The sequence below is a fragment of the Mesorhizobium sp. M4A.F.Ca.ET.050.02.1.1 genome, from assembly GCF_003997725.1.
GTDB lineage: Bacteria > Pseudomonadota > Alphaproteobacteria > Rhizobiales > Rhizobiaceae > Mesorhizobium.
On record NZ_RZSG01000103.1, the window covers coordinates 1 to 12,015 of the forward strand.

Sequence of the window (12,015 nt, forward strand, 5' to 3'; positions counted from 1 at the left end):
CCGGCTCAGGTGCCGGCGGGATGACGGGTTCCGGCGCCGGCGGAATGTCCGGTGCAGGTTCGGGCTTCGGCTCCTCGGCCGCCGGCTTCAGCGCGTCCAGCGCATCCCATTTGATCGGCGGCAAGGGTGCCGTCTCGTCGACGCGCTCCTCGACGACTTCCTTCTTGCCGAACGAAAATATCTTCTTGAAGAAACCAGCCATGTTTTGCGTATCTCAGGCGGCGCGCGCGGCAAGCGACGCGGCCAGGAGGCGGGCGCCGTCATGGCCCGTAACAACAGCCTCGACGATCTTGCCCGGTGCCCCGGCGTCGATGGCGGCCAGCGTGAACCCCTCGGTGCGGCCGAGGCCGTCGCGCTCGACCAGGATCGACTGGCGCGTACCGGCAAGGGCGGCGAGATGGCGGCGATAGGCGGCCTCGCCGGCGGCGCGAAGCCGGGCCGCGCGCTGCTTGACCACCTCGCGCCGCACCTGCGGCATGCGCGCGGCGGGCGTGCCTTCGCGCGGGCTGAACGGGAAGACGTGCAGATGCGTCAGGCCGCATTCCTCGACGATCTTTTCCGAGTTCGCGAACATCGCCTCGGTCTCGGTCGGGAAGCCGGCGATGATGTCGGCGCCGAAGACGATGCCGGGGCGCAGCTTGCGTACCTCCTCGCAGAAGCGGATCGACTGGTCGCGCAGGTGGCGGCGCTTCATGCGCTTCAGGATCATGTCGTCGCCCGACTGCAGCGACAGATGCAGATGCGGCATCAGCCGGGGCTCGGTGGCGATGGCGTCCAGCAGGTCCTCGTCGGCCTCGATGGAATCGATCGAGGACAGCCTGAGCCGCTTCACCTCTGGCACCTGGCGCAGGATCGTCTTCACCAGCTTCCCAAGCTTCGGGGCGCCCGGCAGGTCGGCGCCAAAACTGGTCATGTCGACGCCGGTCAGCACGATCTCGGCATAGCCATTGCCGGCCAGCCGCTTGATCTGCTCGACCACGGCGCCCATCGGCACCGAGCGCGAATTGCCGCGGCCATAGGGGATGATGCAGAAGGTGCAGCGATGGTCGCAGCCATTCTGCACCTGGACGAAGGCGCGCGCCCGGCCCTCGATTGCATCGACCATGTGGCCGGCCGTCTCGCGCACCGAGAAGATGTCGTTGACGCGCGCCTTCTCGGTGTCGTTGACGCCAAAATCGGGGAGCGCGCGATAGGAATTCGCCTTCAGCTTCTCTTCATTGCCGAGCACGAGGTCGACCTCGTCCATGGCGGCGAAGTTCTGCGGCTCGGTCTGCGCCGCGCAGCCGGTGACGATGATGCGTGCCTGCGGGTTCTCGCGGCGGGCTTTGCGGATCGACTGCTTGGCCTGGCGCACCGCTTCCGCTGTGACGGCGCAGGTGTTGAAGATGACGGCGCCGCCCTCGAGCGCGCCGAGGCCGGCGCTTTCGGCCTCGCGGCGCATCACCTCGGACTCATAGGTGTTCAGGCGGCAGCCGAAGGTGACGACGTCTATCGCCATCAGGCCGCGCTTTCGGTGTCGCGGGCCCAGGTGCCGGTCGAAGGGTCGAAGCTGCCGGAGAATTCCCATTCGGCGGCACCGGTCAGGATGACGTGGTCGTCGTCGCGCCATTCGACATGCAGCGAGCCGCCGCCGGGCGTCATCAGCGAGACGCTGCGGCCGGTGCGCTTGGTGCGGGCAGCGGCCACCACGGCGGCGCAGGCGGCCGAGCCGCAGGCCTTGGTCAGGCCGGCGCCGCGTTCCCAGGTACGGATAACCATGGTTTCGGGCGAGGTGACCTGCGCGATGGTGATGTTGGCGCGCTCGGGGAAGATCGGATGGTTTTCCAAAAGCGGGCCGAACCGGTCGAGCTCGTAGGACCAGACGTCGCGATCGACCCAGAAGATGGCGTGCGGATTGCCCATCGAGACGGCCGAGGGCGAATGCAGCACCGGCGCGTCGATCGGGCCGATCTGCAGCTCGATCATGCGGGTGTCGCGGAACTCCTCGGCGAGCGGGATGTCCTGCCAGCCGAAGCGCGGCGCGCCCATATCGACCGAGATCGTGCCATCGGCATGTTCCTTGGCGTTGAGGATGCCGGCCCGGGTCTCGAAGGTGAAGCTCTTCTGGCCGGTCTCGGCGGCGAGCGCCTGCACGACACAGCGCATGCCGTTGCCGCAGGCCTGCGCACCCGAGCCGTCGGAATTCAGGATGTCGACATAATAGGCGGTGCCCGGCGTCCTCGCATCGTGGATCGCCATGATCTGGTCGAACTTGGTCGCGGCATCGGCATTGAGCGCGATCGCCGCCGCCGGCGTCACCCGGTCGGCGCGGCCGCGCATATCGGCAACGATGATCTCGTTGCCGATGCCATTCATCTTGGCGAAGGGGGCGGTGCCTGCCATCTAACCGGTCATTCCATGTCCGTTTGGCGCTATATGGCGGAAACGGGCGGGAATTACCAGTGCGGCGCGCTTGAAGCCACGGCGAAGACGCCGAACCGGCCACGACGGAGACACCGGGCCCGGCGACGGCGAAGACGTCGCGCCTTGGCGACGACGAAGACGTCGCGCCTAGCCGACGGCGAAGACGTCGGGCCTAGGTAACCGCGAAGACGCCGAGCACGATCAGCAGGAAGATGATGAGGACGACGCCGATCAGGACGCGCGCGCCGGTGGCGGCCGCGCCTGCCAGTGCCGGCATGCCGAGCAGGCTCGCCGCCGCGGCGACAATAAGAAGAATGATGATCCACTTGATCATGGAAAGGCTCCCAGCCGAATTGCGCTGTTGGGTCAACGCCTCTTGTCGGCTTGGGTTCCTGTGGTCGGCCAGCTCCTGGGCTAGGCGGCCGGCACATCCCACACCTCGCCCGGCCGCAAGGCGCGGAAACGTTCGCGCGGCAGGCGCTCGGCGTCGAGCGCCTCGGCCAGTTTGCGGGCAGGCTCGTCGATCGGCTCATTGGTGAGCTGGAAGGTGCCCCAGTGGCAGCCTGCGGCGTGGGCTGCGTTGCAAAGCATCATGCCTTGCACCGCCTCCTCGGGATTCTGGTGCTGCGGCTCCATGAACCAGCGCGGCTCATAGGCGCCGATCGGCAGGATGGCGAGGCGGAAGCCGCCATGCTTTTCGGCCATCAGCCGGTAGTTGGCGCCGCCATGGAAGCCGGTATCGCCGGCGAAATAGATTTTTGCGCTTGGCGTCTCGACCACGAACCCCGCCCACAGTGCCATGCGCCGGTCGCGCGCGCCGCGCGCCGACCAGTGGTGCACCGGCTCGACATGGATGGCGGCATCCTTGCCGAGGTCGAGCCTGTCGCCCCAGTCATGCGCGCTGAGCCGCATGCCGGGGACGGCGGCGTCGATGATGGCGTCGTTGCCGAGCGGCGTGATCACCAGCGGGTCGTGCCTCGCCTTCAGCCGCTTCAGCGTGGCGAGATCGAGATGGTCGTAATGGTTGTGGCTGACCAGCACGAGGTCGATCGGCGGCAACTGGGAAAAGGCGATGCCCGGCGCGTTGACACGTTTCGGCCCGGCAAAGGACAGCGGCGAGACGCGCTGCGACCAGGCCGGATCGGTGAGGATGTTCAGCCCCGCCGTCTGGATGAGCAGCGAGGAATGGCCGACCATGGTGAGGCGCAGCGCGGCGCCGTCGACGCGCTCGTCCGGCCTCGCCTGATGGAACGGGCTCGGATTGGCCGCCGGCCATTTCGCGCGCTCGCCGCCCAACTGCCATCGCAGGAGGTCGGCGAAGCGGCCGGGCGGCTTGCCATTGGGATTGAAGAACAGGGTGCCGTCGAAATGATCGCTTGGCGGGCCGCGATAATAGCGGTTGGCGGCTGTCTTTCTTGCGGCCAAGGCTGCGGCTCCGGCATGTTTCTTCCTCTTGCAAGATAGGATCGATGCCATCTGGCGCAAGCATTTGGGGACGGGTGCATGCTCTGGCCAGAGGCCGCGCGCTGGCGCCGGCGATGATTTCCGGTATACGATCGGTCGGCGGAATGGAGGGGGAAACCATGCGTCGGCAGGCAGTTCTTGCAGTCGTGGCGGCGATCATGGGGACCGCGCCGATAGCGCCGGCTGCCGCGCAGACGCAGCCCGGCGCTTGCGCCTTTGCGCCAGCCATCCTGGACGCGGGCGATTTCCTGCTTGCCGAACCGGCAACGTTCCCGAATTTCTGGCGCGACCGTTTCGGGGATGACGCCGCGTATCTGAAGATACGCTATGGCGGCCTTGCCTACACCGAAGGCTCGGCGCTTCTGGCGAGCCTGGAAAAACGCAGTCATCCGCCGCAGCGCATTGTCGAACTCAGACTTGCCTATGCAACAACGCCGGACCGGGCGGCGATGATTGCCGGCATGCAGCCGCTGCCCAAGGCACAGTCGATTGTGCCACAGCTTGGCCAATCCGCCTGGCGCGCGCTGGTCATGGAGGATGATGGCGACTGGCTTCTGGACGAACTGGCGCGCTTGCAGACGTCGGATCTTTACCAAGCGTCGGTCGCCGCCAAAGGAATTGCGCAGGCGCTGTCCGCTCTCGATGATCAGGCAAAGTCGCAGCTCGCCCAAAGGGCTGAAGAAGCAGGCGTTTGGCTCCTAGCGCTCGAGATGCGGGCAGCAGAAGACGACCTCTCCGACTACGTCGCCTACCTCGACCGCCTTCCGCCCGCGGCATTAATCGACAAGCGTCATACCGGTTATCTTCGCAACGCCCTCAACTCTGCCAATCTTCGCCCGTTCTTCGACATTTCCAAACAGCCGGCGCAGGTACAGGCGCTCGACCGTCAAAACGGTATGGGTTCAGCCATCAGGCCAATCGGGCAGCTGATTGACCATTCTCCGCAGGCCGCCATCTTGCTGACTCTCGTGAACCAGACCGGTGATCTGCGGCTTGGCCCTACAGTGGCAGGGGCGCTCAACGCGCAGATTGCAGCAAAACAGCTCGACCCGATCAACAATCCCGATGCCGTCACGGCGGCTATGCTCAATGGGATCGACTATGTTCTTGGTCGCCGCGAACGGGAGGACAATCTGCGTCATGCCCTGATCTCCGAGATGCAAGGCGAAACGGCGGAGTCGTTCGTTGACAGGGCGTTGGCTCGATCGACGCTGGCGCCTTTCATGAAAGGCAATGAGGCCGAACCGCCACATCGCCCAAAACAGCTCACAGCGGCCTTCCCCTGGGAACAGTGGGTCGGGCTGGCGGGCAGGCTGAAGGCTGGCGAAACCATCGCGCCGGAAGATCGCATCGTCGCCGCCGACCTCATGATTGCGGCCAACCGCCCGTCGGATGCGCTTGCCCTGCTGAAAACAGCCGGCGCCTGGAAGACGGCGGCGCTGCGAGCCCATCAGTTGGCCCTCGACCTGGACCGCCGCTGCGCCGACTTGCTGCGGCCCCCGGTGGCGCTCGCGCAACCGCTCTACCAGTTCGAACCGCGCTGAGACCGTTCCAGCGACATCCCCGTAATTTCCGAGGGCAGCACGATGGCAATGAAGCGGACCAAGACACCGTGGATGAAGGCCGAGGATTTCGGCCGCTCGCTGCCGCGCGGCATCGGCGTCAACCTGCTGGTCACCGACATGGCGGCGATGGAGGCCTTCTGCCGCGACGTGCTTGGCGCCCGCATCATCTATGTCGACGAGGATTTCGCGGCGATCGAACTCTTGGGCTCGATATTCATGCTGCATGCCGACCATTCCTATCTCGACAATGAGATGAGCGGCGTCATCGCCGGCGCCGAGACGCGCGGGACGGGCATCGAGCTGCGCCTCTATGGTGCCGATCCGGATGCGATCGAGGCGCGGGCGCGCGATCTCGGCCACATCGTGCTCGCCGGCACGATCGACAAGCCGCATGGCCTGCGCGAATGCTATGTCGTCGGTCCGGACGGCTATGTCTTCGTGCCGAGCGCGGGGCTTTCCGCATAGGGCCGCGCCGGATATTGCCGACGACAACGGGCTTCATCGAGGCGCGCCATAATTGGACCTTCGAGGGTCACACGCCTGTTGCGACAAAATTGCAACAATTGCCCCGAAAACCCTATTTTAACCATATCGGGTTGAAATTCTGCCACCTTCTCCATCTTGGTGGAGGGAGAGATTGCGCGGACGGCGTCCCCCCAGCCGGGTCCGACGGAGGTAGGAATGACTTTTTCGAAGACCGGTCTGGTGGCCGTATCGCTGGCCGCACTGATTGCAAGCGGTTGCTCGACGTCGCGATTCTCGTCGATGGATGACCAGCAGCCGGCGCCGCTGACGCCCGCGCCCGCCGGCACGGTGACCGGAAACCAGCTGCCGCCGCCGGCAGCTCCCGGCACCGCCGACGCCTCGCAGTTCCCGACCGCGCCGGCGAACGGCCAGGTCGCCTCGCTGCCGCCGGATGGAAGCGCACCCGCAGGGGCGCCGGACCTCACCGCGGCCAGCGTCGCCGGTGTGTGGAACGCCAGCGTTTCCGGCCAGAGCTGCAAGGTGGCAACGCCGCAGACCAAGTTCGGCGCCGGCTACCGCGCCGGTCCGTTGCATTGCCCGGCGCCGATCGACGGCATCAAGTCCTGGAATGTCGCCGGCAAGCAGCTGACCCTCTATGACGAGAATGGCGGCACGCTGGCCAGGCTTTATTCCTCGGGCGGCGAGAAATTCGACGGCCAGACTTCCACCGGCCTGCCGATCTCGCTTACAAGATAAGGCGATACCGCCCTGGGGCGGTTCAGCGTTCGAAAGAGTCGCCTAGCCGCTCCAATTACGGGGGGAAAGCGGCTACTTTTCCTGGATATGCTCAAGAACGACGTGACCGATGCACCTGCGTGACGGCCTCCAAACCCATGCGACCGTCAGGCAGCGCTACGACCATCTGGTCGAGACCGGCGCCATCGCGCGCGATCCGGCGCAGGAGCGCATCGCCGCCGCGCTCGATCGGCTGACCGACGAGATCTCGGCAAAAAGGCTGGCGCAGAAATCGAGCGCGCTGGGCTGGCTGTTCGCCCGCAAGCAGCCGCCGGCACCGGTCAAGGGCCTCTATATCCATGGCGGCGTCGGCCGCGGCAAGACCATGCTGATGGACATGTTCTTCGAGCTGTTGCCGGTCAGGCGCAAGCGCCGCGTGCATTTCAACGACTTCATGGCCGATGTGCAGGACCGCATCCAGAAGCACCGGCAGGCGCGCAAGAACGGCGACGCCAAGGAGGACGACCCGATCCCGCCGGTGGCGCGCGCGCTGGCCGAGCAGGCCTGGGTGCTGTGCTTCGACGAGTTCTCCGTCACCGACATCGCCGATGCGATGATCCTGTCGCGTTTGTTTTCGGCACTGTTTGCCAATGGCGTCGTGCTGGTCGCCACCTCCAATGTCGCGCCCGAAGGTCTCTACCGTGACGGGCTGAACCGGCAGCTCTTCCTGCCCTTCATCGGCCTGCTCGAGCGCAATGCCGAGGTGATGACGCTGGACAACGACAAGGATTATCGCCTCGAGAAGCTCAGCCGCATGGCGGTCTATGTCGCGCCGGCGGACGCGGCGGCCGACGCCGCCCTCGACGAGGCGTGGCGGGCGATGACGCATGGCAAGCCGGTAGCGGAGACGACGCTGACGGTGAAGGGCCGGCAGGTCGTGGTGCCGCGCGCGGCCGGCGACGCGGCGCGCTTTTCCTTCGCCGATCTTTGCGAAAGGCCGCTCGGAGCGCGCGATTTCCTGGCCATCGCCGGCCGCTTCTCCACCATCTTCATCGACCATGTGCCGGTGCTCGGCGAGGGCAAGCGCAACGAGGCCAAGCGCTTCATCCTGTTGATCGACACCCTCTACGACCATCACACGCGGCTGGTGGTGAGCGCCGATGCCCCGCCGCCCGGGCTCTATACGGCCAAACGCGGCAACGAGGTGTTCGAGTTCGAGCGCACGGCCTCGCGCCTGATCGAGATGCAGGGGCATGAGTGGCTGGAGGACTGGGCCGAAAGACGGAAGGACGGGGCGATGGCATCGCCGGAGGCGCAGCAGGTGCGGGCGTAACCTCGGCCAGCCCATGTGGCTCGCCCGGACGCCCATTGGGCACCGCCATCACAAGGGCGTCATCGCTCGCCGCCAGCCTTCTGATCTCCATCTTCATTGTGTAAATTCTCCCAAGTCGGCTTAGGAATTTTGACGTTTACGTAAAACCCAAATTATCTAACCGATTGAAAATGCTCGCTCCAAAATAATCGTTTGAATTTTCTATCCACCGGAGCTATTGGGTGCGGCGAAATCTCACGGGTTCCCCGCAGCATTCGGCCTCCTTCCTCGACGCCGTCAGCAAGTCGCTAAAGATTGGCGCCGTCACAGACAAAGGGAAAAAATCCTCACATGGCACGCAACAAGATAGCGCTTATCGGCTCGGGCATGATCGGCGGCACGCTCGCCCATATGATCGGCCTCAAGGACCTCGGCGACGTGGTTCTGTTCGATATCGCCGAGGGCATTCCGCAGGGCAAGGGGCTGGATATCGCACAGTCGTCGCCGGTCGACGGCTTCGACGCCAGGCTGACCGGCGTCAACGACTATGCCGGCATCGAAGGCGCCGATGTCTGCATCGTCACCGCCGGCGTGCCGCGCAAGCCGGGCATGAGCCGCGACGACCTGCTCGGCATCAACCTCAAGGTCATGGAACAGGTCGGCGCCGGGCTGAAGAAATACGCGCCGAAGGCCTTCGTCATCTGCATCACCAACCCGCTCGACGCCATGGTGTGGGCGCTGCAGAAGTTCTCCGGCCTGCCCAAGACCCATGTCGTCGGCATGGCCGGCGTGCTCGACAGCGCGCGCTTCCGCTATTTCCTGGCCGAGGAGTTCAAGGTCTCGGTCGAGGACGTCACCGCTTTCGTGCTCGGCGGCCACGGCGATTCGATGGTGCCGATGATCCGCTATTCGACGGTCTCCGGCATTCCGCTGCCCGACCTCGTCAAGATGGGCTGGACCTCGAAGGAAAAGCTCGACCAGATCGTGCAGCGCACCCGCGACGGCGGTGCCGAGATCGTCGGCCTGCTGAAGACCGGCTCGGCCTACTACGCGCCGGCGGCTTCGGCGATCGCGATGGCCGAATCCTTCCTCAAGGACAAGAAGCGCGTGCTGCCCTGCGCGGCCCACCTGTCGGGCCAGTACGGAGTGAAGAACACCTATGTCGGCGTTCCCGTGGTGATCGGCGCCGGCGGTGTCGAGCGTGTCATCGAGATTGACCTCAACAAGAGCGAGCAGAAGATGTTCGACAGTTCGGTGGCGACGGTGCAGGGCCTGACCGAGGCCTGCGTGAAGATCGCGCCGCACCTCGCCTCGAAGTGATCCGCCAGCAGTTGATCCGGAGATAAGCCATGAACATTCATGAATATCAGGGCAAGGCACTGCTGAAGTCGTTCGGCGCGCCGGTCGCCGAGGGCGTGCCGGTGCTGAAGGCCGGCGATGCCGAGGCCGCCGCCAAGGCGCTGCCCGGCCCGCTCTATGTGGTGAAGAGCCAGATCCATGCCGGCGGTCGCGGCAAGGGCAAGTTCAAGGAGCTTTCCCCCGACGCCAAGGGCGGCGTGCGGCTGGCGAAGTCGGTGGCCGAGGTGGTCGCCAACGCCAACGAGATGCTCGGCCACACGCTGGTCACCAAGCAGACCGGCCCGGCCGGCAAGCAGGTCAACCGCCTCTATGTCGAGGACGGCGCCGATATCGATCGCGAACTCTACCTGTCGATCCTGGTCGACCGTTCGGTCGGCCGTATCGCCTTCGTCGTCTCGACCGAGGGCGGCATGGACATCGAGGCCGTGGCGCACGACACGCCGGAGAAGATCATCACCGTCGCCATCGACCCGGAAAAGGGCGTGACGGCGGATGATCTCAAGACGCTCAACGGCGCGCTGAAGCTCGACGGCGACGCGGCCAAGGACGGCGGCACGCTGTTCCCGATCCTCTACAAGGCATTCGTCGAGAAGGACATGAGCCTGCTCGAGGTCAACCCGCTGATCGTCATGAAGAACGGCCGGCTGCGCGTGCTCGACGCGAAAGTGTCGTTCGACAACAACGCGCTGTTCCGCCATCCCGACGTGATGGAATTGCGCGACACCACCGAAGAGGACGAGAAGGAGATCGAGGCGTCGAAATACGACCTCGCCTATGTCGCGCTCGACGGCAATATCGGCTGCATGGTCAACGGCGCCGGCCTCGCCATGGCGACGATGGACATCATCAAGCTCTACGGCGCGGAGCCCGCCAACTTCCTCGACGTCGGCGGCGGCGCGTCCAAGGAGAAGGTGACGGCGGCGTTCAAGATCATCACCAAGGATCCGGCGGTCGAAGGCATTTTGATCAATATCTTCGGCGGCATCATGAAATGCGACGTCATCGCCGAAGGCGTGATCGCCGCGGTCAAGGAAGTCGGGCTGAAGGTGCCGCTGGTGGTGCGGCTGGAAGGCACCAATGCCGAACTGGGCAAGAAGATCATCAATGAAAGCGGCCTGAACGTCGTCTCGGCCGACGACCTCGACGACGCGGCCAAGAAGATCGTCAAGGCGGTGAAGGGCTGAGCGGATGCAACCGAGCCGCCTTCTGTGTGCAATCGGATTCGGCTTTCTGGCCGTTCCGTCGCATGCGGAAGAGATTTCGGATGCCGTCGTGCTCTATCAGCAAATTTGCATCGCTCCCGATGGTGATCTGGCGAAAAGCGGACAGTTGGCGTTGGAAAACGGGTTCTCGATCAGTTCGGATAATTTCGGCGTGAAAATCCTTAATCGAGATACGTCAAAAGGTCTTTCGGCGCCCTTCGTCAAGTTGAGTTCCGAGAGACCTGACGCAAACAGGCTTGTCGGTGTTTGCGAGGTTTTTGGTAGCACCGGACACGTGTCGACGTTTTTCGACTACGTGGAATCGCAGGGATTGGTGGAGCTGCCGAAAGAAGAGATTTTCCCTGACGCAGGAGACAAGATCTACCTTCGGTATTTTGCCGCCAAGGACTGCCTGGCTTCGACCGGATACGACGGAAAATGCCGGCTTGTATGGACGATCGGTGATCCTCCTGTTGGCGAGAACTACAGCGGCGCTTTTCGATTCAGCCGGAATTCTCACCACGATGCGGTTGGCCAACAATGAGCCGCGTTGAAGCCCCCGCCATTGCGAACGCAGGAACGAGCCCATGCCTCCGCGCAAGATAAACCTGGTCGAGGCGGCGGATCAAAAGATCGCCAAGGTCTTCGATCCGCATGTCGCCGGCGACGTCAATGACAGCCAGGCCAAGGTCGCCAAGTTCGGTGCCGCCTTCGACTGGCATGCGCATGACCATGAGGACGAGGCCTTCCTCGTATTGCGCGGGCGCATCGCCATCGATTTCCGCGACGGGCCTGTCGAGCTCGGCGAGGGTGACTTCATCGTCGTGCCGCGCGGCGTCGAGCACCGGCCGCGTTCGCTGACCTCCGAGCCTGTGGTGCTGATGTTCGAGCCGGCGACGACGCTCAACACCGGCAATGCCCGGAGTGAGCTCACAGTCACCGATCTGAAGCGGCTCTGAGCCATGAACGCGTCGCCCTTCTCCTCGCTTTCGGCCGATCACCAGCGCCTGCAGGCGCTGGTCGGCGCGTGGCGCGGCGAGGAAGAGGTGGCGGGCACGCAATGGACCGATGCCGGCACCGCGACTTCGGAAGTGATGGCCGAGGCGCAGTTCGGCGGCCTGTTCGTGGTGCAGCGCTATCGCCAGCGCCGCGACGGGACGATCTCGTTCGGCTCGCACAATGTGTTCGGCTTCGACCAGCAGAACAGCCTCGTCACCATGCACCAGTTCGATTCGATGGGCTTTGTGCCGGCGTCCCCGGCCACAGGCACGTGGAACGACAGCGAGCTGGTTCTGGAGCGGTCGTCGCCGCGCGGCGCCGCGCGGGTGACTTACGTTTTTGAAGGCGCCGACACCTACCGCATGCGGCTGCAGTTCAAACCTTCCGGCAGCGATGCCTGGCAAGGCATGGTGAGCGGGCTCTACCGGCGCGTCGCGCCTTCCGAGATGAAGGAAGGCTGAACCGATGGTGATCGCCGGCATTGAAGAATTACACATAATCACACATATTA

13 protein-coding genes and 1 pseudogene are annotated in these 12,015 nt (G+C 64.7%); 9 read left to right on the top strand and 5 right to left on the bottom strand.

All coding sequences use genetic code 11. The features are described from left to right. The 5 genes and pseudogenes from EOA33_RS10255 to EOA33_RS10275 all read right to left on the bottom strand — a co-directional run. A pseudogene (locus EOA33_RS10255) lies at window positions 1–202 on the bottom strand (signal recognition particle-docking protein FtsY); the annotation flags it as partial. A gap of 12 nt (window positions 203–214) precedes the next feature. Further along, window positions 215–1,498 carry a tRNA (N(6)-L-threonylcarbamoyladenosine(37)-C(2))-methylthiotransferase MtaB gene (mtaB, locus tag EOA33_RS10260; protein ID WP_126057442.1) on the bottom strand — a complete coding sequence of 428 codons (1,284 nt, stop codon included), beginning with the start codon at window positions 1,496–1,498 and terminating at the stop codon, window positions 215–217. Next, window positions 1,498–2,382 (bottom strand): diaminopimelate epimerase, encoded by an 885-nt coding sequence (gene dapF / locus EOA33_RS10265; protein ID WP_126057443.1) that lies wholly within the window; start codon window positions 2,380–2,382, stop codon window positions 1,498–1,500. The genes mtaB and dapF overlap by 1 nt, the downstream gene beginning before the upstream one ends. Before the next feature lie 193 nt (window positions 2,383–2,575). Next, a complete protein-coding gene (locus tag EOA33_RS10270) occupies window positions 2,576–2,737 on the bottom strand; it encodes a DUF1328 family protein (protein WP_126057444.1) in 162 nt (53 codons plus the stop codon). A gap of 80 nt (window positions 2,738–2,817) precedes the next feature. Further along, window positions 2,818–3,828: an MBL fold metallo-hydrolase gene (locus tag EOA33_RS10275; protein WP_126057445.1), complete on the bottom strand. Its 1,011-nt coding sequence runs from the start codon at window positions 3,826–3,828 to the stop codon at window positions 2,818–2,820. Window positions 3,829–3,986: 158 nt separating this feature from the next. Between EOA33_RS10275 and EOA33_RS10280 the strand changes: the two genes are divergently transcribed. From EOA33_RS10280 to EOA33_RS10320, 9 genes are all read left to right on the top strand, one after another. Further along, window positions 3,987–5,411 (top strand): hypothetical protein, encoded by a 1,425-nt coding sequence (locus EOA33_RS10280; RefSeq protein WP_127405569.1) that lies wholly within the window; start codon window positions 3,987–3,989, stop codon window positions 5,409–5,411. A gap of 42 nt (window positions 5,412–5,453) precedes the next feature. Further along, window positions 5,454–5,897: a VOC family protein gene (locus EOA33_RS10285; protein ID WP_126057447.1), complete on the top strand. Its 444-nt coding sequence runs from the start codon at window positions 5,454–5,456 to the stop codon at window positions 5,895–5,897. 216 nt (window positions 5,898–6,113) lie between these two features. Next, the gene (locus EOA33_RS10290) at window positions 6,114–6,653 is read left to right on the top strand and encodes an AprI/Inh family metalloprotease inhibitor (protein ID WP_126057448.1); all 540 of its coding nucleotides are present in this window, start codon (window positions 6,114–6,116) and stop codon (window positions 6,651–6,653) included. Between the two features lie 109 nt (window positions 6,654–6,762). Beyond that, on the top strand, window positions 6,763–7,965 hold the full coding sequence (gene zapE, locus EOA33_RS10295) for a cell division protein ZapE (protein WP_126057449.1): 1,203 nt from the start codon (window positions 6,763–6,765) through the stop codon (window positions 7,963–7,965). A gap of 330 nt (window positions 7,966–8,295) precedes the next feature. Beyond that, entirely contained in the window at window positions 8,296–9,264 is a 969-nt protein-coding gene (gene mdh, locus EOA33_RS10300) for a malate dehydrogenase (RefSeq protein ID WP_126057450.1), read from the top strand. Window positions 9,265–9,293: 29 nt separating this feature from the next. Beyond that, window positions 9,294–10,487: an ADP-forming succinate--CoA ligase subunit beta gene (gene sucC, locus EOA33_RS10305; protein WP_126057451.1), complete on the top strand. Its 1,194-nt coding sequence runs from the start codon at window positions 9,294–9,296 to the stop codon at window positions 10,485–10,487. A gap of 4 nt (window positions 10,488–10,491) precedes the next feature. After that, the gene (locus EOA33_RS10310; RefSeq protein ID WP_126057452.1) at window positions 10,492–11,049 is read left to right on the top strand and encodes a hypothetical protein; all 558 of its coding nucleotides are present in this window, start codon (window positions 10,492–10,494) and stop codon (window positions 11,047–11,049) included. A gap of 43 nt (window positions 11,050–11,092) precedes the next feature. After that, a complete protein-coding gene (locus EOA33_RS10315; RefSeq protein ID WP_126057453.1) occupies window positions 11,093–11,464 on the top strand; it encodes a cupin domain-containing protein in 372 nt (123 codons plus the stop codon). A 3-nt stretch (window positions 11,465–11,467) separates the two neighbouring features. Further along, the gene (locus tag EOA33_RS10320) at window positions 11,468–11,965 is read left to right on the top strand and encodes a DUF1579 family protein (protein ID WP_126057454.1); all 498 of its coding nucleotides are present in this window, start codon (window positions 11,468–11,470) and stop codon (window positions 11,963–11,965) included. The last annotated feature ends 50 nt before the right edge of the window (window positions 11,966–12,015 follow it).